At 64.9% G+C, this 23,995-nt stretch carries 23 protein-coding genes; 16 read left to right on the top strand and 7 right to left on the bottom strand.

What is annotated here, in order from left to right:
- The first annotated feature begins 110 nt into the window (after positions 1–110).
- The 12 genes from gspE to NDK18_RS09090 all read left to right on the top strand — a co-directional run bounded on the left by gspE (position 111) and on the right by NDK18_RS09090 (position 11,335).
- On the top strand, positions 111–1,847 hold the full coding sequence (gene gspE / locus NDK18_RS09145; protein WP_250624594.1) for a type II secretion system ATPase GspE: 1,737 nt from the start codon (positions 111–113) through the stop codon (positions 1,845–1,847).
- Between the two features lie 16 nt (positions 1,848–1,863).
- Positions 1,864–3,078 carry a type II secretion system inner membrane protein GspF gene (gene gspF, locus NDK18_RS09140; protein WP_250624595.1) on the top strand — a complete coding sequence of 405 codons (1,215 nt, stop codon included), beginning with the start codon at positions 1,864–1,866 and terminating at the stop codon, positions 3,076–3,078.
- A 20-nt stretch (positions 3,079–3,098) separates the two neighbouring features.
- Positions 3,099–3,524, top strand: coding sequence for a type II secretion system major pseudopilin GspG (gene gspG, locus NDK18_RS09135; protein ID WP_250624596.1), 426 nt, complete (start codon positions 3,099–3,101; stop codon positions 3,522–3,524).
- Between the two features lie 9 nt (positions 3,525–3,533).
- Positions 3,534–3,968, top strand: coding sequence for a GspH/FimT family pseudopilin (locus NDK18_RS09130; protein WP_250624597.1), 435 nt, complete (start codon positions 3,534–3,536; stop codon positions 3,966–3,968).
- Positions 3,965–4,423 (top strand): prepilin-type N-terminal cleavage/methylation domain-containing protein, encoded by a 459-nt coding sequence (locus NDK18_RS09125; protein ID WP_250624598.1) that lies wholly within the window; start codon positions 3,965–3,967, stop codon positions 4,421–4,423. The genes NDK18_RS09130 and NDK18_RS09125 overlap by 4 nt, the downstream gene beginning before the upstream one ends.
- Complete coding sequence (locus NDK18_RS09120) at positions 4,420–5,085, top strand: prepilin-type N-terminal cleavage/methylation domain-containing protein (RefSeq protein ID WP_250624599.1); 666 nt, start codon at positions 4,420–4,422, stop codon at positions 5,083–5,085. The genes NDK18_RS09125 and NDK18_RS09120 overlap by 4 nt, the downstream gene beginning before the upstream one ends.
- Positions 5,082–5,936: a type II secretion system minor pseudopilin gene (locus tag NDK18_RS09115; RefSeq protein WP_250624600.1), complete on the top strand. Its 855-nt coding sequence runs from the start codon at positions 5,082–5,084 to the stop codon at positions 5,934–5,936. Before NDK18_RS09120 ends, NDK18_RS09115 begins: the two co-directional genes overlap by 4 nt.
- Positions 5,933–7,114 (top strand): PilN domain-containing protein, encoded by a 1,182-nt coding sequence (locus tag NDK18_RS09110; protein WP_250624603.1) that lies wholly within the window; start codon positions 5,933–5,935, stop codon positions 7,112–7,114. Before NDK18_RS09115 ends, NDK18_RS09110 begins: the two co-directional genes overlap by 4 nt.
- Positions 7,104–7,727: a type II secretion system protein GspM gene (gspM, locus tag NDK18_RS09105; RefSeq protein WP_250624604.1), complete on the top strand. Its 624-nt coding sequence runs from the start codon at positions 7,104–7,106 to the stop codon at positions 7,725–7,727. Before NDK18_RS09110 ends, gspM begins: the two co-directional genes overlap by 11 nt.
- Entirely contained in the window at positions 7,724–8,470 is a 747-nt protein-coding gene (locus NDK18_RS09100) for a general secretion pathway protein GspN (RefSeq protein ID WP_250624605.1), read from the top strand. Before gspM ends, NDK18_RS09100 begins: the two co-directional genes overlap by 4 nt.
- A 3-nt stretch (positions 8,471–8,473) precedes the next feature.
- The gene (gspD, locus tag NDK18_RS09095; protein WP_250627574.1) at positions 8,474–10,849 is read left to right on the top strand and encodes a type II secretion system secretin GspD; all 2,376 of its coding nucleotides are present in this window, start codon (positions 8,474–8,476) and stop codon (positions 10,847–10,849) included.
- Positions 10,850–10,963: 114 nt separating this feature from the next.
- Positions 10,964–11,335 carry a cupin domain-containing protein gene (locus tag NDK18_RS09090; RefSeq protein ID WP_250624607.1) on the top strand — a complete coding sequence of 124 codons (372 nt, stop codon included), beginning with the start codon at positions 10,964–10,966 and terminating at the stop codon, positions 11,333–11,335.
- A 1,087-nt stretch (positions 11,336–12,422) separates the two neighbouring features.
- On the opposite strand, the gene ubiG is transcribed toward NDK18_RS09090, so the two are convergent.
- The gene (gene ubiG / locus NDK18_RS09085) at positions 12,423–13,202 is read right to left on the bottom strand and encodes a bifunctional 2-polyprenyl-6-hydroxyphenol methylase/3-demethylubiquinol 3-O-methyltransferase UbiG (RefSeq protein ID WP_250624608.1); all 780 of its coding nucleotides are present in this window, start codon (positions 13,200–13,202) and stop codon (positions 12,423–12,425) included.
- Between the two features lie 16 nt (positions 13,203–13,218).
- Positions 13,219–13,542, bottom strand: coding sequence for a metalloregulator ArsR/SmtB family transcription factor (locus NDK18_RS09080; RefSeq protein ID WP_250624609.1), 324 nt, complete (start codon positions 13,540–13,542; stop codon positions 13,219–13,221).
- 81 nt (positions 13,543–13,623) lie between these two features.
- On the opposite strand from NDK18_RS09080, the gene NDK18_RS09075 reads away from it, so the two are divergent.
- Together NDK18_RS09075 and NDK18_RS09070 are read left to right on the top strand one after the other, a co-directional pair.
- Positions 13,624–14,040, top strand: coding sequence for a DCC1-like thiol-disulfide oxidoreductase family protein (locus NDK18_RS09075; RefSeq protein WP_250624610.1), 417 nt, complete (start codon positions 13,624–13,626; stop codon positions 14,038–14,040).
- Positions 14,041–14,046: 6 nt separating this feature from the next.
- A complete protein-coding gene (locus tag NDK18_RS09070; protein ID WP_250627573.1) occupies positions 14,047–14,628 on the top strand; it encodes a DUF4166 domain-containing protein in 582 nt (193 codons plus the stop codon).
- A 369-nt stretch (positions 14,629–14,997) separates the two neighbouring features.
- Here NDK18_RS09070 and NDK18_RS09065 read toward each other — a convergent pair whose 3' ends face one another.
- Complete coding sequence (locus NDK18_RS09065; RefSeq protein WP_250627572.1) at positions 14,998–15,375, bottom strand: VOC family protein; 378 nt, start codon at positions 15,373–15,375, stop codon at positions 14,998–15,000.
- A 209-nt stretch (positions 15,376–15,584) separates the two neighbouring features.
- Between NDK18_RS09065 and NDK18_RS09060 the strand changes: the two genes are divergently transcribed.
- On the top strand, positions 15,585–15,887 hold the full coding sequence (locus NDK18_RS09060) for a putative quinol monooxygenase (protein ID WP_250627571.1): 303 nt from the start codon (positions 15,585–15,587) through the stop codon (positions 15,885–15,887).
- Positions 15,888–15,891: 4 nt separating this feature from the next.
- On the opposite strand, the gene NDK18_RS09055 is transcribed toward NDK18_RS09060, so the two are convergent.
- The 4 genes from NDK18_RS09055 to NDK18_RS09040 form a co-directional block, all read right to left on the bottom strand.
- A complete protein-coding gene (locus NDK18_RS09055) occupies positions 15,892–17,106 on the bottom strand; it encodes a histidine-type phosphatase (RefSeq protein ID WP_250627570.1) in 1,215 nt (404 codons plus the stop codon).
- A gap of 50 nt (positions 17,107–17,156) precedes the next feature.
- Positions 17,157–19,628 (bottom strand): TonB-dependent receptor, encoded by a 2,472-nt coding sequence (locus NDK18_RS09050; protein ID WP_250627569.1) that lies wholly within the window; start codon positions 19,626–19,628, stop codon positions 17,157–17,159.
- 109 nt (positions 19,629–19,737) lie between these two features.
- Entirely contained in the window at positions 19,738–20,874 is a 1,137-nt protein-coding gene (locus NDK18_RS09045; protein ID WP_250624616.1) for a FecR family protein, read from the bottom strand.
- Complete coding sequence (locus NDK18_RS09040; protein ID WP_250624617.1) at positions 20,867–21,385, bottom strand: RNA polymerase sigma factor; 519 nt, start codon at positions 21,383–21,385, stop codon at positions 20,867–20,869. Before NDK18_RS09040 ends, NDK18_RS09045 begins: the two co-directional genes overlap by 8 nt.
- A gap of 96 nt (positions 21,386–21,481) precedes the next feature.
- On the opposite strand from NDK18_RS09040, the gene hrpB reads away from it, so the two are divergent.
- Entirely contained in the window at positions 21,482–23,986 is a 2,505-nt protein-coding gene (hrpB, locus tag NDK18_RS09035) for an ATP-dependent helicase HrpB (RefSeq protein ID WP_250627669.1), read from the top strand.
- Positions 23,987–23,995: the final 9 nt, after the last annotated feature.

Raw genomic sequence — 23,995 nt, 5'->3', positions numbered from 1 at the left:
CGGTCACATTCAGTCACAAAGCTTTCCGATTTCTCGCCATCATCGGGTAGCTTGGGCCGGGTTATGCTAGATCGTTAACCCCTAAAGACGCGGCAGGGACGGAAAAAACCATGGCGGCAGCAAGTGGAGCCACACGCGCGGAGCGCCCGGGCAAGACACCCTCGCTCAGCGAGGCCGATGTCTGCGCGACATTGGTGGCGCGTGGCCGCCTGAAGGATGCCGACCTTGCCCGTGCCCGCCGCCTGCACGAGGAATCCCCCGAGGGCACGCTCACCTCGCTGATGGCCCGCCTGGGCCTGGTGTCCGAGCGCGACCTGGCCGAAGGCTGGGCCGAGTTGCTCGACGCCCCCCTGATGTCCGCCCGCGATGCCCCGGATATGCCCCCGGCCGAAGTGGAACTGTCGCTGCGGTTCCTGAAGCAATACCACGTGGTGCCCGTGCGCGATGGCGACGACGGCCTGGCCCTGATCGTGGCGGACCCTGCCGATACCTTCCCGCTGGAGGCCGCGCGGCTGGCCACCGGCCGTCCCATAGGCCTGCGCATCGGCGTGCGCTCGGAAATCGACGACCTGATCGAGCGCTACTACGGCCAGGGCCGCTCGGCCATGGGCAGCATCGTGGAAAACCTCGATGGCACCGCCGCCGAGGAAGAAGACGTCGAACACCTGCGTGACCTCGCCTCCGAGGCACCGGTGATCCGCCTGGTGAACCTGATCCTGCAGCGTGCGGTCGAGCAACGCGCATCCGACGTACACATCGAGCCGTTCGAAAGCCGGCTGAAGGTGCGCTACCGCATCGACGGCGTCTTGCATGAAGTGGAAGCCCCGCCGGCCAGTTCCACCGCCGCGGTGATCTCCCGCGTGAAGATCATGGCGCGGTTGAACATCGCCGAACGCCGCCTGCCGCAGGATGGCCGCATCCAGTTGCGCGTGCAGGGCAAGGAGCTGGACCTTCGCGTGTCCACCGTGCCCACCAGCTTCGGCGAATCGGTGGTGATGCGTATCCTGGATCGCGAGTCGGTGGTGTTCGACTTCGCATCCTTAGGGTTTACCGACAACTTCCAGCAACGCTTCATCGAGGTACTGGAGCGCCCGCACGGCATCCTGCTGGTGACCGGCCCCACGGGTTCGGGCAAAACCACCACGCTCTATACCGCGCTGTCGAAGATCAACACGCCCGACGTCAAGATCATCACGGTCGAGGATCCCGTCGAATACCAGATCGAGGGCATCAACCAGATCCAGGTGAAGCCGCAGATCGGCCTGGATTTCTCCGGCGCCCTGCGTTCGATCGTGCGCCAGGATCCAGACGTGATCATGATCGGCGAAATGCGCGACCTGGAAACCTGCCGCATTGCCATCCAGTCCGCGCTCACCGGCCATCTGGTGCTTTCCACGCTGCATACCAACAGCGCCTCGGGCGGTATCACCCGCCTGCTGGACATGGGCGTGGAAGACTACCTCCTCGGGTCCACCGTCAACGGCATCCTGGCCCAGCGCCTGGTGCGCCGCCTGGACCCGGAAACCGCCACGCCCTACGAGGCCCTGCCCGAGGTGGTGGAGCAGTTCGAGCTGCACAAGTACACCGACGAGCGTCCCATCCGTTTATGGAAGCCTGGCACGAGCACCACCAATCCCACCGGATACCGCGGGCGCCGCGCCATCATGGAGTTTCTGGTGATGAGCGATCCCTTGCGACGCCTGGTGATGCAACGCGCCGATGCCGGCGAGATCGAGCGACTGGCCCGCTCCGAGGGCATGCGCACGATGTACGAGGACGGCCTGGCCAAGGCCGTCCAGGGCATCACCACCATCGAAGAAGTCCTGCGCGTGACGCAGGAATCCTGACCGGCCGCCTTCAATCATGTCGCAGTTCAGCTATCGCGCCGTCGCTGCCTCTGGCGAAGTGCTCCAGGGCCATATGGAAGCGGCCAGCGTCGATGACGTCATCGCCCGCCTGCAGGACCAGGGACACACGCCCCTGGACGCCCGCGAGGCCAACGCCGCCGGTGGCGGTGGCATCGGCGGGATGTTCCGCCGCGGGCCCTTCAGCGGCGACCAGTTGGCGCTGTTCACTCATCAGTTGGCCACCTTGCTTGGTGCCGGCCAGCCGCTCGATCGCGCGCTGGGCATCCTGCTTGACCTTCCCGACAGCGAGCGGGCGAAGAAACTGGTCGAACGCGTGCGCGATCGCGTGCGTGGCGGCAACACGTTGTCCTATGCGCTGGATGAAGAACATGGCGTGTTCCCGCGGCTGTATATCTCGCTGGTGCGTGCAGGCGAAGCCGGCGGTTCGCTGGAAGAAACCTTGCGTCGCCTCGCCGACTACCTCGAGCGCGCCCAGGCCCTGCGCGGCAGCATCATCAACGCGCTGATCTACCCCGCCTTCCTGATGGTGGGCGTGTTCGGTTCGCTGATCCTGCTCCTTGCCTATGTGGTGCCGCAGTTCGTGCCGATCTTCCAGGACATGCAGGTACCGGTGCCGTGGATCACCAGCGCCGTGCTGGCGCTGGGTGAGTTCATCAGCAACTGGTGGTTGGTCGTGGTGGTGGTGATTGTCGTGGGCGTGTTCTTCCTGCGCATGCGCCTGCGCGATCCGGCCACCCGCCTTGCCTTCCACGGCAAGTTGCTGGAATTGAAAGTATCCGGGCCGCTGCTCTTGAAGGTGGAAACCGCGCGCATTGCACGCACGCTGGGCACCTTGCTGAAGAATGGTGTGCCGCTGTTGTCGTCGCTCACCATCGCCCGCCAGGTTACCGGCAACCGCGCGCTGGACGAGGCCCTCGGCAAGGCCGCCGAGCAGGTCAAGGGTGGCGCTGGGCTAGGCACTGCACTGGCCGCCACGCAGCGGTTTCCCCGCCTGGCATTGCAGATGATCCAGGTGGGCGAAGAGGCCGGCGCGCTCGATACCCTCCTGCTGAAGGTCGCCGACACTTTCGACGTCGAGGCCAAGCGCGCCATCGACCGCCTGCTCGCCGCCCTGGTACCGGCGCTTACCATCGTCATGACGGTGCTCGTGGCGATCATCATGTCCGCCATCCTGCTTCCGTTGCTCAGCCTGACGAGCAACATCCAATGATTGCATCACGAGGTTCAAGCATGATCCAGCGTCGCTCACTCCCCGCCCACGCGCAGCGTGGCTTCACCCTCCTTGAAATGCTCGCCGTGATCGTGCTGATCGGCATCGTCGGCGCGATCGTGGTCAACCAGGTGGTGAAAAACCTGGACAAGGGCAAGTACGGCGCCGGCAAGGCGCAGGTAATCACCCTGGGCCAGAAGGTCGAAAACTACGCCCTGGACAACGGCTCGCCGCCGCCCAGCCTCGACGACCTGGTGGTCAAGCCCGCCAACGCCACCAACTGGCAGGGGCCTTACGCCAAGCCGTCAGACCTGAAGGACCCGTGGGGTCACCCGTTCGGTTACCAGGCGCCGGGTGAGCATGGCAGCTACGACATCGTGTTCTACGGCCAGGACGGCAAGCCCGGCGGCGATGGCTATAGCGCCGATTACGGCAACTGGCAGTAAAGAACCCCCATGCGGCCGCGCGGCTTCACGCTTTTCGAAATGCTCGCGGTCATCCTGCTGCTGGGCCTGGCGGCGGCTGCGGTATCCATCCCGGTAAGCCAGGGCCTGGCCTCGGCGCGGGTGAATGCCGCGTCTGGGGAGCTTGCCAGCGCCCTGCGCTACACCCGCATGCAGGCGATCGTGCAGGGCAAGGAACAGAAATTCCTGGTGGATGTTTCCGGACCGACCTACCAGTCGCCCGGCCGCGATGTGCAGCACTTGCCTGAAGGGATGAAGCTGGCAGTGAACAGCGCCAAGGCCGATCAATCGAACACGCAAGCTGCCATCCGTTTCTTCCCGGACGGCAGTTCCACCGGTGGGCGCATCACGCTCAGCCGCGGCACGCGCGAGTGGCGGGTGAACGTGGCATGGCTTACCGGCGCCATCAGCGTGGACCGCGAATGACACGGGACCTACGGCGTACCCAGCGCGGATTCACCCTGCTGGAGGTGATCGCCGCCATCGCCGTGCTCGCCGTGGCCTTTGGCGCGCTGATGCAGGTGGCCGGTTCCTCGTTGCGCCTGACAGCCAAGGCCGGCGACCGCAGCATCGCGGCGTTGCACGCGCGGGCGTTGCTCGACGGCGCCTACGTCGTGGACCCCTTGCAGCCTGGTATCACCCAAGGCAAGTTCGACGACAACTACGGCTGGCGGCTCGCCGTGTCGCCGTGGCAACCGGCTGGCCAGCAGACCTCGCCGCTGCAGCTTCAGGCAGCCAACCAGAATCTGTCCGCACCCCGGCTGTTCCGCCTGGACCTGGACATCACCTGGGGTAACCAGTCGGCCCGCTTTTCCACCTTGCGCCTGGCGCCTCCGCCAGGGGCCACGGGCGTCGGCAACGCGATCTCGGGCATGCCATGAAACACGAGCGCGGCTTCACCCTGATTGAAGTGCTCGCGGCCATCGTGCTGCTGAGTCTGATCCTGCTGGGGGTGTATTCGGGCATCCGCACGGCCACGCACATCGTTCACGGTGGCGAAGAACGCATCGGGCGCATGGATGAAGTCCGCTCCACCCAGCAATTCGTCCAGCGCGAAGTGGCCCAGATATTGGCGTTGCCGTTCGCCGTCACCGACGATGGCGATGGCATTGTCTTCGACGGGCAACCCGATACCGCGCGTTTCGTCGCCCCGTTGCCGGGTTATCTCGGCAAGGCTGGCGCCCAGATCATGACCTTGCAGCTGGTGCGCGACAACAACAGTAACAGGCTGCAGGTGACCTTCACCCTGCTTCCTCCCGACGGCTCGGCACCGCCAGCGCCGGGTGATCCGGAAATCCTCCTGACTGGGGTGAACAGCGGCTCGTTCGCCTACCGGGGTTATGACGACCAGGGCAATCCCGGCCCATGGGTGGACCGCTGGCCCGATGGCCGCCGCCTTCCTGCGATGATTGCCCTGCGCATGAAGCTGGCCGGCGGGGTGGGCTCGCCCGAGATCATCGCCCCGTTGCGCATCGACCCGACCTCCGTGAACGGGCGCAATCCGCTTGGCAACCTGCCGCGCGCCCCGGGGGCATTGCGATGATCGCGCATACCCGCCAGCGCGGCGTGGCCATGCTGATCGTGCTGTGGGCGTGCACCTTGCTTGCGATCCTGTTGGGCGGCTTCGCCGTGATGTCGCGTACCGAAGGCTTGCAGGCGCGCTATCAGTTCGCCCAGGCGCAGGCCCACTACGCGGCCGAGGCCGGGCTGGTGCAGACCATCAACGGTTTGATGTCGCAGGATCCGCAGCAGCGTCCGATCCCCGATGGCCGACCCTATCCAATCACCTTCGATGACGCCAAGGTGATCGTCACCGTGGTCGACGAGGACGGCAAGGTCGACCTCAACAGTGCCGGCGGCGCCGTGCTGCAGGCGCTGTTCCAGGCGGCCGGTGCACCGCAACAACGTGCGATCTCCCTAGCCGCCGCCGTGCAGGATTGGCGCTCGTTCGGCATAGCGGGACTACCGAACGGTGCCAAGGCGCCGGCCTACAAAGCCGCGGGCTTACCTTACGGGCCGCGTAACGGACCCTTCGCCACCATCGAGGAACTGCAACAGGTCCTTGGTATGGATAACGACCTTTATGAAGTGGTGGCGCCCGTGGTGACGATCTGGTCCGGACGTGAAAGGCCCAACCCGGTGCATGCGCCGGCGCTGGCGCTGGCCGCGATTCCCGGCATGACCCCGGACCAGGCCAATGCCCTGCTGGCCTCGCGACAAGACCCGAATGCTTCGGTGGCGGGCGCCAATGGAGTAACGCATAGTATCCGGTCCGAGGCGACGCTGGCGGACGGCACCCGTGCGGTGCTGCGCGCCGTGGTTCGATTGCGTGGGGCGCAGGCGGGGAGCCAGCCCTATGCAGTGTTGCGATGGCAGGAAGGAGATTCCGAATGACGGCGTGGCAGGAAGCACTGCACGAACCCATGCGCCAGGTGCGCCAGGCCTGGCGCGACTCGCCCATGCCCGCGTTCTTCACTTGGTGGTCGGGTGAACTGTCGGGCTTGCTTCCCGCGCGCCTGCGCTCGGCCGTCGCGGCCGGCCCCAACTGGTACCTGCTCGCTGCCGAGCCCAAGGGATGGTCGGTGCGCGCCGCCGGCGGGGGCGAGATCCACTTCATCGATGGCGAACTCGACGGCCACGCCCAGCTGGCCGCGTTCCGCCGCGCCACGGCGTCGGTGGCGCCAGGCGATCTTCGCGTCGCCCTGGTGCTGCCGTCGGGCCAGGTGTTGCGGCGTCAGCTGTCACTGCCTGCCGCTGCGCGTTCGAACCTGCGCCAGGTGGCTGGTTACGAAATCGACCGGCAAACACCGTTCCGTCCGGAACAAGTTCACTTCGGCGTGCGCGAGCTTCGCGACGTTGCCGCGCCCGCGGGCAAGGTGATGGTGGAAATGGCAGCCACGCCACGCGGCGCGGTTGATCCACTGCTTGATGGCCTGGCGACCGCCGGCATCGCCATCGATGCAGTGGACACGTTGCAGGACGATCGCCGCGCCGGCTTCAACCTGCTTTCGCCCGAGCGGCGCGCGCAGCGCGTGGACCGCCGGCGCCGCATGAACCTGGCCCTGGCCGCCGGTGCGTTGGTGCTGGTCATCGCCGCGATGGTCACTTGGGTGCACAACCGGCAGTCCGCACTCGATGCCATGGAATCGGAAGTGGAGGGCATGCGTGCCGACGCGCAGAAGGTATCGGCCTTGCGCCAGCGCCTGAGCGAGAGTGCCGGTGCCGCGGGTTTCCTGGCCCAACGCAAGGCCAGCACGGTATCGGTGCTGTCCGTGCTCGATGAACTCACCCGCCGCCTGCCCGACGACACATGGCTTGAGCGCCTGACCATCAGCAACACCGGCGACTTGGGCTTTCAAGGGCAAAGCCCGCAGGCGGCCAAGCTGGTCGATGCACTCAAGGGTGCCAAGCTGATCGGCGAACCGAGCTTCCAGGGCACCATCGCCACCGATCCATCTTCGGGCAAGGAGCGCTTCTACATGGTGGCCAAGGTAAGACCGCCGGCGGATGCCGCAGCTCCCGCGCAACCGAACCCCGTGCCTGCCCGTACCGGAGGCAAGCGTGCGCCTTGATCCCGCCCCGTCCCGCCTGCTCGCCGTGCTGCTGTTCGTGGTGGTGCTGGCCATCGCCTATTTCGTGCTGGTGCACTGGTGGTTCGTGGCGCCGCAGCTGCGCATCGCCGACGACATGGCCGATGTGCGCGACACGCACAGCCGCTTCGCCGCGGCCATTGCCGAACGCCCCGCACTGGAAAAGCGCATCGCCCAGTTGTCGCAGAACCAGGTACAGAGCGACGCGTTCCTCCCTGACGACGACGCCAACACCGCCGCCGCCAACCTGATGCAGCGCGTGGTGACGGTGGCCGAATCGCACAAGGACGCCGGCCCCTGCGACGTGGTGCAGAAGATGCCGGTGCCGACCGCCGGCAAGGCCGGCGAGCCTTACACCCGGGTTACGGTGAACATCAGCCTGCGTTGCGGCGTGCAGCCGTTGGCCGCCGTGCTGCACGACCTTGAAGACGGCGTGCCGTACCTGTTCGTGGACGACTTCAGCGCCTATCGAAACCCCGTGGCTGCCAAGGCGACCAATGCCGCGCCGCTGGAAACCCAGTTCACGCTGTCAGGCTATATCCGGCGTGCCTCCGGCACCGCCACCACCGCCAATGCCAACGGAGGCCAGCGATGAACGCCGTTGGCCATCAACGCCTGGCTCCGTGGCTGGTGGGTGCGTGCGCCGTCACCGGTGCGGCCCTGCTGGTGTTCCTGGCAGGCGTCGGCCGTCATGTCACCTGGAACGACGTGCCGGTTGCACCGGAGGAAGCCGCCCATGCCGCGCGCGCGGCGGTGATGCCCCAGACGATGCCGCTGGCGAGTTTCGCCGAGGTCTGGCAACGGCCGTTGTTCGCCGCCGACCGCAAGCCGGGTGCGGTGGCCGCCAGCACCGATTCGATCAGCCTGGGTGATCTGCAGCTTACCGGCATCATCCTTACCCCGACCCTGAAGATGGCCCTTTTCCGCAGTACGTCGGGCGACAAGCAGGTGCGTGTGAAGGAAGGTGCGGCGTTGCCCGATGGCCGATGGACATTGGCCACGCTCGGTCCGCGCAGCGCCACCTTCGACAACGGCGGGGAGCGCAAGGAACTGACCTTGGTTACCGCGCGGCCCGACGCCCTGGCCAAGGCACCGGAGAATGCCGCCGCCGACGGCCAGCAGCCGCCGATTGCGGGACAACCGCCAGCGAACGTGCAGGCTGGCCCTGACAACCGTGTCATCGAGAATCCGCCGCAGCCACCCCCGCCGAATGACGACCCCGGCAGCGAAGCCGCACAACGCCGCGCCCGCATCGACGCCCTGAGGGCGGCGGTGCAACGTCGGCGTGCAGAACAACAAGCCACGCAGCAACAGCAGGTCCCTGAAGGAGTACGTTGACGCATGTTTGCCATCCGACCGATCACGGCCGCCACTCTCGCCATCCTGCTGGCGAGCTGCGCCTTGCCGCAACCGCGCGACGACTCCCTTCAGCGCGAGGCTGTAGCCGGGGCAGGTGCCCCGCCACCCGCGCCACTGGCCCTTCATCAGGACGCCGCCCCGCCACCCGTGGTGGAAAAGCCCGAGCTCACCCGCGGTAGCGGCGAGTACGTGCATCCGCAGAACCTGGCCACGCCCCGCAAGCAGGCTGCCGGCGACGGGGCGGTGACCTTCAATTTCGAAAACCAGCCGGTGGAGGCCGTGGTCAAGGCCATCCTGGGCGACCTCCTGCACGCCAACTACAGCATCGTGCCGGGCGTGCAAGGCAACATCTCGTTCTCCACCTCGCAGCCGGTGTCCAGCAACGACGCCCTGCCCATCCTTGAGATGCTGCTGTCGTGGACGGGCAACGCCCTGGTCAACCAGAACGGCCGTTACGTGGTCATGCCGGTCAAGGAAGCCGTTGCCGGCAACATCGTGCCCAGCCTCGGCGCCGGTGCACCTCGCGGTGGCTTGCAGGCGCGGCTGTATCCGCTGCGCTTCATCAGCGCCACCGAGATGGTCAAGCTGATCAAGCCGTTCACCCGCAACGACGCCATCCTGCTGGCCGATCCGAACCGCAATGTCATCATCCTGTCGGGCACCGGCGATGAACTGTCCAATTACCAGCGCACGGTCAACATCTTCGACGTCGACTGGCTGAAGAACACCTCCATCGGTGTGTTCAACCTCGAGCGCGCGGATGTTCGCGAACTGATCCCGCAGCTCAACGGCATGTTCGGTCCCAAGGGCGACACGCCGCTGGCGGGCCTCTTGCGTTTCATCCCGATCGAGCGCACCAACTCGCTGGTGGTGATCAGCCAGCAGCCGCGCTACCTGGACGAAGTAAAAGACTGGCTGGACCGCATCGACAAGGGCAGCGGCAACGAGCCGCAGCTGTATGTCTATGACGTACGCAACGTGCAGGCCTCGGACCTTGCCCAGTACCTGGGCAACATCTACGGCGGCGGTAGCGGCAACGGCAGCAGTGGCAGCAGCAACGGCAACAACGGCCGTGTCGGCCAGGGCCTGTCCGGCGGTTCGCTCGGCACCGGTGGTGGCGGCGCCTTTGGCAGCAATGCCGGCGGTTTTGGTAATTCTTCCAGCTACGGCAGCACCTCCGGCTACGGCGGTGGCGCGGGCGGCCTGGGTGGCACCGGCGGCGCGGGTGGAGGCTTTGGTGGCGGTGGCTTTGGCGGCGGCGGTGGAGGTTTCGGCGGTGGTGGTGGTGGCCGTCTGGGCCAGAACAACAACAGCAATAACGCCAACAATTCAGGCCAATCCAACGCCTCACTCACTACTGACGATGGCGTGCGCATTTCGGCGGTGGATAACAACAACCAGATCCTGGTGCGTGCCCGGCCATCGCAGTGGCATGAGATCGAAGGCGTGATCCGGCGCCTGGACGCCGTGCCGCTGCAGGTGCAGATCGAAACGCGCATCCTGGAAGTGACACTCACCGGCCAGTTCTCCTTCGGCGTGCAGTGGTACCTCGAAGGCCTGACAGGCAGCACCGACGGCAACGTTACCCAGCCCGGCAACAAGCAACAGTGGGCCCTGGGGGGAGGAGGCTTCAGTTTCAACAAGCCATCCGGTTCAAGCCTGGGCGATGCGTTCTACTACTCCTTCGCCAACAACAATCTCTCCGCCGCCATCCACGCGGTGGAGCAGAGCGGCAACGCCAAGGTCCTTTCCGCGCCCTCGCTGGTGGTGTTGAACAACCAGGATGCCGCGATCAACGTGGGCGACCAGATCCCGGTAACCACTACCTCGGTGGATACCAGCACTTCTGCGGCCAACACAGTCAGTAGCAATACTTACATCTCCACCGGCGTCACTTTGCAGGTGCGTCCGCGCGTAAATCCCGGCGGCCTGGTGTACATGCAGATCGACCAGCAGGTGAGTTCGCCCAACCCCACGCTGCAACTTAGCGGCAATGCCAGCGGCAACACGCCCATCAGCACCCGCGAGGTTGCCACCCAGGTGGCCGTGCAAAGCGGCCAGACGGTACTGCTGGGTGGTTTGATCAAGCAGGACGAAGCCAGCACCGACACCGGCATCCCGGGCCTGAACCGCATCCCCATCCTTGGCCGCCTGTTCGGCAGCACCAGCCGCAACCGCAACCGCACGGAGTTGATTGTCTTGATCACCCCGCGCGTGATCCAGAGCGCCGAGGATGCGCGGGACATCACGGACGAGTATCAGAAGAAGTTCGAGTCGCTGGCGCCGATTCGCAATGACACGTCGCCGGTGGGCAAGAGCGTGGTGGCGCCGGTAACGACGACGCCGCTGAAAAATTGATGATGTCCACGCGGTCGGAGTAGGTATCCGCACTCCGACCGGCACTGGCGGTCACTAGGGGTCAGAGTCAATACTCTGACCCCTACACGACAACCGACCCGACCAGCCCAAGCCATGAATGACGTCGTCTCCCCCGCCAGAATCGCCGCCGCCCTGACCGAACACTGGTCACCTCGCGTGGTCGGCGAAGTGGACGATGCCTACATCAAGGTCGCCAAGGTCAAGGGCACGCTTGCCTGGCACAGCCACGAGCACGAGGACGAACTCTTCCTCGTGCTTAGTGGACATCTTCGTATCGAGATGGAAGACCGCACGGTGGAACTTGGCCAGGGCGAGATGTTCATCGTCCCCAAGGGCGTGCGGCATAACCCAGTGGCGGATGATGAGTGCGAGATCATGCTGATCGAGCGGAAGTCGACGTTGCATACGGGTGACGTGGTGGTCGAAGCGACGCGATCGGTGGACGAGCAGCTGCGGCCCGTTTGACTGCGGTGCTGCGTGCTTAAGGCGATTAGGGGTCAGAGTGAATACTCTGATTCCTACAACAGGTGACCTCTGCACGAATGTCAGAGCCTGAGCATCGTTCGATGTGCACGCGCGCCCAACTTTGAGACCATTCGCATTTACGCGCGTCGTGCGATCGTGGATCATTTATTCGTTGTCGCTGACCCGGCAACCGGGTGTGAGAACCCGATGTAAACGATCGCCCGCCGCAGGAGTGCCTGCGGCGGGCGAGGTTTCCCGCTTCTTTGGCGGGCAGCCAGGCGGGCCATGCCCGACCGTTCGTTTACCGGTTCTCACCCTGGCTCGCCCGCCACCCGGTCCTAGGAACCGGTGGCGATTCCCCTCCGAGCCATGGTGGGGTGGATGAACGCACTGGGACGCGGCGGGAGTCGTCCCCGGCAGCGCCGATGGCCTCGTCCATCCAGGCTGCATCCGTCGGGAGTCGAAACCCGTGGCGTTCATCTGCCCGCATTCGTTATCTGCATTCTGCAGTGGGTTATTGCCAGCCGATTCCGAAATCCCGCGATCGCGTGGCAGACTTGTGCGTACCCTTACGTGTGCGGCACCTTTATGTAGGGAGACAAGGTATGTGCGCTTTGATGATAAGAGAGCCATGGTGAGGAACTTGGCTTTCTCTCCTGTCAGATTTGCTCTGACAACGATAATAATTGCTGGGTCGATGCTGCTGATCGGCGTCGCTGGCGTGCGGGTCATCAAGTTCTATTTACTAATAGATCAGTTCACGGTCAGGAGCTCCCATCTCGTCTGCGAGCAGCCCCTAAACAATAGATGCGTAATGCATTACACAATTGATCGAACAAAGAGCGGCAATGATGACTTTGTGCCCTTTGGAGGTCAATTTACGTCTTACCCGTTAAAAGTTGGACTCACGTTTGAAAAGGTTCGATACGGCTTTTCTTACAAATTAGACGGTCACTTCGAGCAATGGCCAGGTCTTTGGGCGCAGCTGCGAAGAGTTGCTTTTGGATTCCTGGGGGTATTCATTTGGTTTGCTATAGGCGGCGTTCCTGTTCTCAGGAGCTGGCTGAAGCTGCCCTTTCGTTCCATTTCAGGTTAACTGAGCAAATCCCATATAGGAGATTGCCAGGTTCCTGCTTTCTCCAAGAGTGATTCGTGCACCAAGTTCAGCAAACGACATCCGCCCCAGTTTGTTGCGCGCTAATGCCAGCAGCGTGGTGAGGGGATTCCCTTTGGGTGACAGCCCCGCGAACGCGTGATCCGACAAGCCATGTTCACGCAGCATGCGTGCCAGTTCCGCGGGCCGGATGAATTTCTCCCAGACGTGCACGTCTTTCGGAACGATGCGGGTGAGGCGACAGTCCTGCGCCAGCTTGATCGCCACCAACTTGCTGGCGAGCGTGCGGTTGATCGTGTCGAAGAAGAACACGCCACCGGGCTTGAGTACCCGTGCGATCTCGCCGATCACGGCGGCGGGATCGTCCACGTGCTCCAGTACGTCGCAGCAACAGACCACGTCGAAGCTGCGGTCTGCAAAGGGCAGCGCGCCGGCGTCGCCTAGCCGATAGTCGATGGACAACCTGGACGCCTGGGCATGGCGCGAGGCAGCGTCGAGCGTGGGCAGGGATTGATCGATGCCAGTAACCTCGCAGCCCATCGCGGCGAAAGGCTCCGACAGCAGGCCCCCACCGCAGCCGACGTCCAACACTCGCAGGCCGTGGGGATCCCTTCTAAGCGTCTCCAGCAGCACCTTTCGGAAATAGGCCATGCGGGGAGGATTCACCGACGTCCGCAACAGGGCCATGAAGCCATCCTGGTCCCACCAGGTGTCTGAAACACGATCGTAAATCCCGTTGTCGATCGCCTGCATGGTGATTCCCCTCGGGTCAGGTGGCCTTGCGCCGCGCCCTCGCGATGGCCGCGCCCTCGCGCTTGAGCGGGCCGCCAACGGGGCAGAAGGTAGTAAGGAAACTGTGCAGCGTAGCCAGCATGTTCTGGTCGGCCAGGCTGTAATGGACGAATTGACCCTTCTTCTCGCTCTTCACCATGCCGGCGTTCTCCAGCACCTTCAGGTGCTTGGAAAGGGCGGGCTTGCTCATGTCGAAGCGCTCGGCGATCTCCCCTGCGGTAAGGGAGGTCTCCGAGAGGTAGGCAAGGATCTTCCGGCGAGGGGTGGACCCCAGGGCGTCGAAGACGGTATCGATCTTCATAACTAATTAGCTATTTAGTTAACTAGTGTGTAGGCTATCGCATCGAGCGGGGTCTTTCAATCCCCGGACGAGGCAATAGCCATGGGCGCACCAAGTGGCGGCGGGGATGTCTGGCTTGTCTACGACGGGGAGTGCCCGGTGTGCACGACCTGGTGCACCCACGCGCGCATCCGCGAGGCCGCCGGGCGATTGCACCTGGTCGACGCCAGGAAACCTGGGGCGTTGATGGATGAGATCACCGCCGCGGGCCTGGACATCGACCAGGGCATGGTGGTGAAGGTGGACGGCGTGATGTATTACGGACCCGAAGCCATGCGCGTCATGACCCTGCTGAGCACTCGCTCGGGCCTGTTCAACCGGCTCAACTACTGGTTTTTCGGCGGCACCCGGCGAGCCCGCGCGTTCTATCCCCTGGGCAAAGCCTTCCGCAATCTGGTGCTGAAGGTGATGGGCATCCGGTACATCGACAACCTCGGCGCCCACGCAAGGAAGGCCTAGTTGCCCATGCCATCCAAGGACGAAGGCAATCCCATCATCGCCTGGTTCGGCGACGCGTTCGGCGCGCTTCATCCCCAGCTACAGGAATTGCACCGCCACGGCGGCACGCTCGAAGGCGAAGTCACTTTGCGCCTGGGCAAGGGCCTGGCAGGCTTGATCGGCCAACGACTGGCGCGGCAGCTCGGGCTGCCGGAAAACGCCGGCACGCACCGGCTGCGCGTGGACATCCACCACGACGCCGGGACGCTGCACTGGAACCGATGCTTCGATGGTACGCACTGGCTGAAGTCGAGCTTCAGCCCTTACGGAACATGGCCCGACGGTCATTGGACCGAGACCACGGGTCCTGTTCGCATGGCCCTGCGAGTGGACGTACTGGAGGGCGGCTGGCATTGGCGCGTTTGCGGCATGCGCATCGGCGGCATCCCGATACCACTCTGGCTGATGCCGCGAAGCACGGCGTACAAGACCATCAAGGACGGCAAGTATCGGTTCGAAGTGGGGTTTGCCTTCCCGCGCCTGGAAGAAGTGCTGGGATACGGCGGGCTCCTGCTCGCCACTTCCCCGCCTAGGTATCCCGGTAGCTGATCTGCACGGACGTCGAAACGTGGTAAGACCTCGGTTGCCTGGCGTATCGCCACTGCCTGACTGCGGCAAGTACGGCTTCGTCATATCCCACGGGGTGCCCGCGGGTGCGGCCGATTGGCCTGAGGTTGTTCGCGTGGACGTGGACGTCGCGAGTGCGTCCGTCAACACCGACGATGAATCGCACGTTGTAGCTGCCCTCGAACTCGTTGTGGAGAGTGGTGGGAAACTTTGGCGCGACCGCGTGCTGGGGAACATTCGTCGCGCAAATCGGTGGAGTGCCTGCAGCTGCATGCGCCGGTAACGCAAAGTTCGCCAGGCAAGCCATCAAAAGCAAGCGGGCCACGCGCTCTAGCGCAACGATGCTGGCATTCATTCATACGTCCTTATTTCGACGAGATGCTTATTGGGGTCGAAGAAATAGAGCGTCGGTGCCCGGCCTCGCGCTCCGGATTCTTCCCCAGGACCCGTGTTCGTACCGACGTTGTGGAAGGCCGGTCCGAAATCGAGGCCTGCGGCTTTGACTCGCTCGAAAATGGCGTCGAACTCATCCCTGGATACGGCAAAGGCATAGTGGTCGGCGCCTTCCGTGCCCCACTCGGCCAGCTGCAACTGGAACCCTGGGTTCACGCGCATTATGGCGAACGGTCCGTCGCGTCCTTCGTCAACGAAGCCCATGATGCCCGTATAGAACCTGACGCTGGCGGCCAGGTCGTTGACCTTGACGATGATGTGGTCGATCGATGCCATGGGTGGGGCCTCGGCATAGTATTCCAGTGGGGCGGCGCCCCTCCGGCCGCCCGAGAGTGTAGGCCGTCCGCTGGCGTCCCGTCACCGGCATTACTCAGGTTGCTTGGACCGAACCGCATCATTTTGCGTTGACGCCGTCGTAGCACAGCCTCGGGCAACCTTGTAATCCCGCCCGGTTCGACCGAGCCACTACTACCCGGAGTACTCGTATGACAAGCAAGACCCTCTTCGTTGAACTGCATGCCAAAAGCGGGCGCGAAGAAGACGTCGCGGCATTCCTCAAGAGCGCGCAGTCGTTGGTCGAAGCCGAGGCCCGCACGGTGGCCTGGTTTGCCGTTCGTTTCGACAAGAGCACCTTTGCCATCTTCGACGCCTTCGATGGCGATGAAGGGCGCGATGCGCATCTCAATGGCAAGGTCGCGGCGGCCTTGATGGCGAATGCTGCCGAACTTCTCGCCAGCACGCCGCAGATACGTAAGGCGGACGTGCTGGCGGATAAGCTTCCTCGTTAAAGCGTCACGGTGCACCCTGTGACTGGGGCGTCATCGCAGGTAGGGCAGGCATGACGCGAGAGGTGTCGATCGATTTCCCGACTGCAGCGGCGAAAACCGCCAACGGACATGCATCGTGCCCGCCGCATCCGCTTATACGCAGCTTGGCCGGCCTCATATCGTCGAACCGGTTGCCCCGAAGGTCATCCATCGACGGCATCAGCGCGCTTACCTTCACTACGTACTGGTTGCCGCGCTTGAAGAGGTCGAACACCAGGCCACCGCCGGGCGGATAGTCGTCCGGACGGTTCGTGTCGTGCCAATCCAGTCCGAAGACCCCGGCGATATTCGCCAGGTTCGTGTCGTGACCGATCAACACAAAGGTGCCACGGCCCTGAGACGAGAACGCGGCCGTCGTCGTGGATTCGCCAGCAGCGGTCTGCAACGTAGCCAGGATGTGCGCTGCCAGGTTCGACCCTGCCTGAGTAGCGGCGGGCATGCTCTTCTTGTCGCGGGCGAAAGCGTCGTTGTGCAGTACGATCACCTTTCCCAGCAGCGCCGCATCGGCGCGTCCCCAAGCCACCTCGTTGGCCGGCTTGCCCTCGGCGTAGGCCAGCATCAGGTTTTCGCTGAAGGTACCCGACAGCTTGCCGGCCTTGGGAGTGGGCTTATCGTCTTCGACCAGAAGCGTCTTGCCCGACGCCGACGCCGCTTTCAGGCAGGCCTTGTCGTTACAGCCGAGCAAGATGGCCTGGAGCTCCGCGAGGGCAGGCGAGATTTCTGTAGGCGAAGGACTGGCCGCGTCGTCGTCCTTGTCGCCCTTGACGTAGTGGAACAGGGGATTGTTGTCGTCGCCGGGCATGGCCAGGAAAGAAACATGACAGCCGGGAACCAGGCCATCGATGACGGCCTGGGCGCTCTCCTTGTTGCGCGGCGTGGTGTCGGCGATCACCTGCAGCTGATCGGCGGTGGGGCAGGCCTTGCCGAGGTTGCCGCTGGCGATCAACCGCTGACGGTAGAAGGCGCCCAGCGCTTGCATGCCGGCATGCCCGTGCGGGGTCAGGATGCCTGGCGCCACCGGCCACGACGGCCACGGCTGGCTGGCGTAGCTTGCATGTGCATCCGGTGCGCTCGTGGGCGAACGCACACCATGGCGAAGCAGCACGATCTCCGCCACGGGCGTCTCGCCGCGGGATGCCGGCGCAGCCACGGTATCCGCACCGCCGACAGCAGCGATCACAAGCAACGTCCATCCAGCCGGACGAATCCAACCCTTTCGCATGGCCAACCTCACAGCTTCACCGACACATCAAGGAAGATACCGCGCCCGGGCAGGCCGAAGTACAGCGGATCGCCACTGACGGCCTGGGTCCCGGCGTAACCGGTGAATTTCTTCACATTGAAGAGGTTGTTCACGTCCACGCTGACAGAGAAACCCTTGGTGCCCCAGGGGCCGGTTTCGGTGCGGTAGCCCGCTGCGGCATCGACCGTCAGGTAGCCGGCGATACGCTGGTCGTTCTTGAACACCAGGTTGCCGTCGTCGTCCGTAGTGTTGTCCAGACCGTACTGGTGGCCCAGGAACTTGCCCATCAGCGACCCGAAGTAACCGTTGCTGCCGCTATAGAGAAGACCCAGCGCGGCAGTGACCTTCGGCGTGCCGGCCACCTGTACGCTGCTGTTCTTGTACGTGGCCTTGTTGTAGCTGGCGTTGCCGTAAAGGCTAAGCGCATGCGTAAGGGCCCAGGTGCCTTCCACTTCGGCACCCTTGTAGATCGCGCCCCCACCGTTGACGAACGTCTCCTCGTTGCCGTTGCCGGTATTAACTTCCGTCTGGGTAATGAAGTTTGAGAAATTGACGTAGTACACGTCCGCGCCAAAGGTGAATTCGCGCGAGGCGTAAGCCGTGCCGATCTGGTAGTTCTTGGTCAGTTCAGGATCAAGGCTGTGCGATCCGTTCACCTGGATCACGTCGATCGGCGGAGCGAGGAAACCCTTGGCCGCCTGCGCATACGCCGTCCACGAATCACTGAGCTTGTCGTGCACGCTGATCGACGGGAGCGTGGCGTGATAGGTGGCCTCGGCGTTGAGTGGCACCGGCGGCGACACCTTGTTCAGCGGCGCGTCGAGCGAGCGCGTCACTTCCGAATAGCGCACACCAGGGCTCACCGTGATCGCGTCGCTCACCTTCCAGTCGTACTGCACATAGGGCTGCACGGTGTCGGTGCGGTCGTCGAGCAGGTAGTTGTCGACGGGCCCGTACTTGGTACCAGTCTTGGCGCCGGTGGTGAGATCCAGCGGGTACTGGTAGCGCGCATCCAGGTTGCGTTCGAGCCAGATGCCGGTAAGGAAGGTACCTGGGCCGAGGTCGTGGCCCAGTCGCAGCACGTTGCCGAAGGCGCGGAAACCGGAGTCGGCAAGCTTGCCCGGAAGGTCAGTCTTCGACGTGGACACCTTCTTGCCGGCAGCGTTGTAGAACGTCACACCGTTGTCAGCCGGATCGATGTCGGAGGCATCGGCCGCCTTGCGAGCCCAGTGGTCGAAGCTGTTGTAGTACACCTTGTCGTCCAGATCCCAACCGGCGAACTGCGTGGCGACGCCAAGATAGGTGAAGCTGGAGTAATACGCCGCGTTGTTGGCGCCCTTGTAATTCTGCACGGTGGGATCATCGCCCAGGCCAAAGCGCCAGCCATACTGGTCGATCTCCGCCTTGGTGGCGCCCTGCACGGTGTTCTGGTGTTCGCGGTTGTAGCTGCTCAAGAAAGTGAGCGTGGTGACATCGCCCAGCGTGCTGATGGTCTTGATGAAGGCGTGGTCGCGCTTGTCGTCGGTTCCCTTCAGGAACGTCTCGCTGGATTCCTTCGAAAGGTCGGCGAAGATCTTCGTATTGCCCACCGTTTCATCGGCCGTCACGCCACCGGCGTGGGTGTCCCAGCTACCCACGGTGAGGTAGGCGGTGATCCCGGGTTCGTCCGACGGTTCGCGCGAACGCAGGGCCACCGTGCCGCCAAAGGTGGCATTGCCGATGGTGGTGCCGCCGCCCGGGCCACGGTCGATCTCGGCTTGCCCCAGCACATGGTTGTTGAAGTACGCCGACGTCGTGTGGTGCAGGTCGCTGGCGTCGCCGAAGGGAATGCCATCGAAGGTGATGTTGAACTGGCCGTCCTGGAAGCCGCGGATGCTGATGCCTTCGTTCTTGCCCAGGCCCGGGCCCTCGGGCGAAGTCACCGTCACGCTGGGGGCGTACTTGATGATGTCGTCGAAGTTGGCGTTGAAGCGCAGGCCGTCGCGGATGAATCGCTCGTCGATCACCGAAGTCGGCTGGCTGGCTTCCAGCGGCGCTGCGCTGGGGGCAAGCGTATCCACCGCATTGGCGTGAACGCTTACCGGTGCGAGGTCACGCGCCTGGTCACGGCTGTCGATCGCCGGGATGTTCGTGCTTGCCGGCGCCGAGCCGGCCCCGACGTTTCCCGGGATGATGGTCACCGTGGTGGGAGTGACGAAACGATAGGTCATGCCCGTGCCGCGAAGCATGGCGTCGAGTTGCTGGGTGGGTTTGAGGCCTGCCGTGGTGGCATTGCTGCGAACGCCGTCGGCGATCTCGGTGCCGTAGACCACCTGCAGGCCTGCATCTTGAGCAAAGCGGTCCAGCGCCTGCGCCAGCGGCATGGACGGAATGGCTTGCGCGGCCGGAGCGGCCACAAGGGGAGTGGTAGCAAGGCTGGCAAAGGCCAGGGCGATGCAAAGAGCGAGCGGCTTACGCATGGAGACAAATACCCGGAGGGAGGAAATCGGCGCGGTGTTATCCGCTTAGGTCCCCAGTTAAGAGTGGCCGGGCGTGCAAGTGGGTACCGCCAATTCGATGAATTTTTTCTTACAGCTTCGTTGCTGTTTTGCGCTTGTCGCCGACTACCGTTACGTGCACATCCGTCGTCGTGCGCTCCACGCGCACATCCGGAAGGGTGGCAAGGTAGGCCACGAAGGCGTCCGCGTCGTGGGCCTTGAAGACACCGCTGATGCGCTTGGCGGCCAACGCCTTGTCGTCGACCACCAGCGGCCGCCCAACGTAGGCATTGAAGCGCTGCGCAACTTGCGCCACTGGCATGTCGTGGAAACGGATCTCCGTGGGAAGCCATGCCGTGGCGTGGGCGATGTCCGTGCTGCCGTGGTCAAGCAGTCGGCCGTCGCTTGCCACGCGCGCCGATTCACCGCCGCCCAGTTCAACCACCGGCGACACGGGCACCTCGCCACTGGCCAGCCTTGGGGCCACGCGGTCAATCCAGCGCGGGGTGCGTTCGGCCACGGCGACGCGGCCGCTGATCACGGCGACATCCGTGGCGTCGCTACCCGCACGTACCGTGAACACGGTGCCTATATCGTTAAGCACCTGGGTGCCGACGTGGATCGTCATCGGGCGGCCGGGATCCTTGCCCAGGTTGAACAATGCCGCGCCGCGGACCAGTTCGATCGAGCGTGTCCCGGTGTCGAAGCGCACCACCATCGCACTGTCGCGGTCCAGTTCCACCACGCTGCCGTCCTCGAGCGGCACCGTGCGGGGCGCCGAGGCGTCCGACGCATACGCGAGGCCCGGCACAACCGGCATCGGTTGCATGGCCATGCGAATGCCTCCGCCAAACACCAGGAGCACGCCCGCCGCGACCGCCAGCCAGCGAAGAGTGCGTGGACGCGAGGCAAGGCTTGCTCGTGCTCGCGGCATGGACGGCACCGGCTGTACCGGCATCGGTTTGATGCGGAAGGGAACCACCGACGGCTCGCTGGCGGCCAGAGCCTTCAGTTGCGCGTGCGCTGCCTTCTCGGCGGCGGCAGCAGCGGGAAGATCGTTATGCAGCCCCGCGATGGCCAGGTATTCGGCCACATGCTGCGGCGAGCGTTGCAGCCAGGCCAGGAATCGCGCATTGGTCCGGCGGTCGCCGCCGCCGCGCAATTCCAGGTACCAGGTGGCCGCTTCTTCGGTCAGGCGCCGTGAAGCCCTGCTGTTGGCATCAGTCATAACGCGCCATCCCTTGCCGGCACAGGGCCAGTCCCTTGACGATGTATTTCTTCACCATGTTCGGCGAGATGGAAAGCGCCTCGCCGATGTCCTTGTAAGGCATCTCGTCGCGGTAATGCATCACCATCACCGCACGGCACTTGGGCGACAACCGCCCCATGAGATCGGCCAGGCGTTGCCGCCGCAGTTCCTGGTCCAGGTCGTTACCCGCCTGGCAGGGCGTGGCCAGCCGCTCGAGCACTTCGGGAAGGCCCTCGGTGCTCACCGGCGCGCGCCGTCGCATCTGCGCATGCTCCTTCACCAGATTTCCCGCCACGGTGAATAGGTACGCCTCGGGATTGCGGATCGCGGCCACATCACCATCCCCCGAGCCCAGCAGGCGCAGGTAGACCTCCTGGACCAGGTCCTGGGCATCCCAGCGGTGCGCTACGCGGCGCAGGAAATAGTTGGCGAGCGCGGGACCCTTGTCGGACAACAACCGGGCCCAGCCCTGCAGGTTGTCGGCGGACACGTGAGCTCCCGGGTGGAACGACCAGCCTAGGGAGCGATCGTGACGGTTATGTTGCGCTGGGGAAGGGGCGCGACGGCCATCCATTACCATGGCCGTATGACCGATTTCCCCATCGGGGAGGTACTCCCCGACATCCTGGCCTCCCTGGCCGCGCATCCGCGCCTGGTGCTGGAAGCACCGCCGGGCGCAGGCAAGACCACCCAGGTGCCCCTGGCGCTGCTTGACGCGCCGTGGCTGGAAGGCCGCAGCATCGTGGTGCTGGAACCGCGACGCATCGCCGCGCGGGCGGCGGCGTCGTTCATGGCGCGCCAGTTGGGCGAAGAAGTAGGGGCGCGGGTGGGCTATCGCATCCGCTTCGAATCGCGCATCAGCGCGGCGACGCGGATCGAGGTGGTGACCGAGGGCATCCTTACCCGGATGCTGCAGGACGATCCCGAGCTCGCCCATGTGGGCGCGATCCTCTTCGACGAATTCCATGAACGCCACCTCGCGGGCGACCTGGGCGCGGCACTGGCCCTGGATGTGCAGGCGGCGATGCGGCCGGATCTTCGCCTGGTGGTGATGTCCGCCACGCTCGACGGCGAGCGCGTGGCCCGGTGGTTCGATTGCCCGCGCATCAGCAGCCCCGGGCGCAGTTTTCCGGTGACGGTGGAATATCCGCCCGCCCGCACGCAGGAGACCATCGAGCAGCATCTGGCCCGTACCGTGGTGCAGGCATTGCGCGACAACGAGGGCGACGTGCTGGCCTTCCTGCCGGGACGGCGGGAGATCGACCGGGCGCGCGGCATGCTGGAAACCATGACCGGCGATGAGGTCGAAGTGCTGCCCCTGCATGGCGAACTGTCGCTGATCGACCAGCAATCGGCGCTGGCGCCGGCAGAACCCGGCGCGAGGCGCGTGGTGCTGGCAACCAACGTGGCCGAGTCCAGCGTGACCCTGCCGGGTATCCGCGCGGTGGTGGATTCAGGCCTGGCGCGCGAGCCCCGCTTCGATCCGAACTCCGGTTTCACCCGCCTTGCGACGGTGAATATTTCCCAGGCCTCGGCCGACCAGCGTGCCGGTCGTGCGGGGCGAGTGGAGGCAGGAAGGGCGTATCGCCTGTGGGCGCAGAGCCGGCGGCTGGAGCCGTCGCGCACGGCGGAAATAGCCCAGGCCGAGTTGTCGGGCCTGGCGCTGGAGTTGGCGACCTGGGGCAGCGATGATTTGCCGTGGCTCGATGCGCCACCCGCCGGTGCCATGGCCCAGGCGCGCGACCTGTTGCTGCGGCTGGGCGCGCTGGATGATGGCGGGCGACTTACGCAGATCGGGCGAGGCATGGCTGCACTGGGCGCCACGCCGCGACTGGCCGCTGCCGCGCTGCGTGCGCCGGAGACCTTGCGCCCCCTGGTGGCGGACCTGCTTGCCCTGATGGATGCGCGCTCGCCCCTGCGAGGCGAACTGTCGCGCAGCGACGACTTCCGTGCCCGGCTATCCGCGCTGCACCTGTGGCGTGACGGCGGGGCACGACGCGTTCGGGACGCCGATGTCGGTGCGCTGGCCGCGATCGAGAAAGCAGCCATGGGCTGGCGACGCCGGCTGGGCGTGCGCCACGGTGCGACCGGCGTGCCTGACGCCCGTACCGTGGGCGATCTGATGCTGCACGCCTTTCCCGATCGTGTCGCACGGCGTGACGACGGCAATCCCTTGCGTTACACCCTGGCCAACGGCCGCGGCGCGCGCCTGCACGAGGCCTCGGCGCTTTACGGCGAGCCGTGGCTGGTGGTGATTGAACTGCGCCACGAGTCGCCCGATAGCTTCATCGTGGCCGGCGCACCCTTCGACCCGGACTCACTCGAGCGGGAATACCCAACGCAGTTCGTCCAGGAGCGCAGCCTGCGCTGGAACGACGAGCGCGATGCGGTGGAAGCATTCCTCGAGCGGCGCTACGAAGCCATCGTGCTTGAGCGTCGCAGCGTGCCGGTGACGGCGGAAGATGCCTTGCCGGCGCTGATGGCCGTGGTGCGCCAGCGCGGCCTGGGCGCATTGCCGTGGAGTGACCACGCGCGCAACCTGCGTGCGCGCATCCAGGCGTTGCGCACATGGCGCCCCGAGCTTGAACTTCCTGATGTAGGTGATGAGGCCCTGCTCAGCTCGCTCGATGCGTGGCTTGCGCCACACCTTGCGGGAAAGCGCCGCCTGGATGCCATTGCCTCCGCCGACCTCTCGCAGGCGATGGCCGGCATGCTCGATTACCAGCAGCGCGTCGCCCTGGATGCCCAGGCCCCGGAGAGCCTGCGCGTGCCCAGCGGCATGACGCGGGCGCTTGCCTACGGCGTGCAGGAAGACGACGCGGCGGCGCCGCCGGTGCTGGCGGTGAAGCTCCAGGAATTGTTCGGCATGGCCGATACGCCCCGCGTGGCCGATGGCCGCGTGCCGGTGATGCTGCACTTGCTGTCACCCGGCGGACGTCCCGTGCAGGTGACGCAGGACCTGAAAGGCTTCTGGGACCGTACCTACCCTGAGGTGAAGAAGGAAATGAAGGGACGTTACCCGCGCCACCCGTGGCCCGACGACCCGTGGGCTGCCACGCCCACGCACCGTGCCAAGCCTCGCGGCACTTGAAAGCGCCGC

Source organism: Pinirhizobacter soli, from assembly GCF_015905305.1.
GTDB lineage: Bacteria > Pseudomonadota > Gammaproteobacteria > Xanthomonadales > Rhodanobacteraceae > Pinirhizobacter > Pinirhizobacter soli.
The sequence above is the reverse complement of the archived record's forward strand: the minus strand, read 5'-3'. Positions and strand labels throughout refer to the sequence as shown.

Coding starts and splice junctions, on each gene's coding strand:
- gspE (WP_250624594.1), top strand. CDS start 111: ATGGCGGCAGCAAGTGGAGCCACACGCGCGGAGCGCCCGGGCAAGACA.
- gspF (WP_250624595.1), top strand. CDS start 1,864: ATGTCGCAGTTCAGCTATCGCGCCGTCGCTGCCTCTGGCGAAGTGCTC.
- gspG (WP_250624596.1), top strand. CDS start 3,099: ATGATCCAGCGTCGCTCACTCCCCGCCCACGCGCAGCGTGGCTTCACC.
- NDK18_RS09130 (WP_250624597.1), top strand. CDS start 3,534: ATGCGGCCGCGCGGCTTCACGCTTTTCGAAATGCTCGCGGTCATCCTG.
- NDK18_RS09125 (WP_250624598.1), top strand. CDS start 3,965: ATGACACGGGACCTACGGCGTACCCAGCGCGGATTCACCCTGCTGGAG.
- NDK18_RS09120 (WP_250624599.1), top strand. CDS start 4,420: ATGAAACACGAGCGCGGCTTCACCCTGATTGAAGTGCTCGCGGCCATC.
- NDK18_RS09115 (WP_250624600.1), top strand. CDS start 5,082: ATGATCGCGCATACCCGCCAGCGCGGCGTGGCCATGCTGATCGTGCTG.
- NDK18_RS09110 (WP_250624603.1), top strand. CDS start 5,933: ATGACGGCGTGGCAGGAAGCACTGCACGAACCCATGCGCCAGGTGCGC.
- NDK18_RS09100 (WP_250624605.1), top strand. CDS start 7,724: ATGAACGCCGTTGGCCATCAACGCCTGGCTCCGTGGCTGGTGGGTGCG.
- gspD (WP_250627574.1), top strand. CDS start 8,474: ATGTTTGCCATCCGACCGATCACGGCCGCCACTCTCGCCATCCTGCTG.
- NDK18_RS09090 (WP_250624607.1), top strand. CDS start 10,964: ATGAATGACGTCGTCTCCCCCGCCAGAATCGCCGCCGCCCTGACCGAA.
- ubiG (WP_250624608.1), bottom strand. CDS start 13,202: ATGCAGGCGATCGACAACGGGATTTACGATCGTGTTTCAGACACCTGG.
- NDK18_RS09080 (WP_250624609.1), bottom strand. CDS start 13,542: ATGAAGATCGATACCGTCTTCGACGCCCTGGGGTCCACCCCTCGCCGG.
- NDK18_RS09075 (WP_250624610.1), top strand. CDS start 13,624: ATGGGCGCACCAAGTGGCGGCGGGGATGTCTGGCTTGTCTACGACGGG.
- NDK18_RS09070 (WP_250627573.1), top strand. CDS start 14,047: ATGCCATCCAAGGACGAAGGCAATCCCATCATCGCCTGGTTCGGCGAC.
- NDK18_RS09065 (WP_250627572.1), bottom strand. CDS start 15,375: ATGGCATCGATCGACCACATCATCGTCAAGGTCAACGACCTGGCCGCC.
- NDK18_RS09060 (WP_250627571.1), top strand. CDS start 15,585: ATGACAAGCAAGACCCTCTTCGTTGAACTGCATGCCAAAAGCGGGCGC.
- NDK18_RS09050 (WP_250627569.1), bottom strand. CDS start 19,628: ATGCGTAAGCCGCTCGCTCTTTGCATCGCCCTGGCCTTTGCCAGCCTT.
- NDK18_RS09045 (WP_250624616.1), bottom strand. CDS start 20,874: ATGACTGATGCCAACAGCAGGGCTTCACGGCGCCTGACCGAAGAAGCG.
- hrpB (WP_250627669.1), top strand. CDS start 21,482: ATGACCGATTTCCCCATCGGGGAGGTACTCCCCGACATCCTGGCCTCC.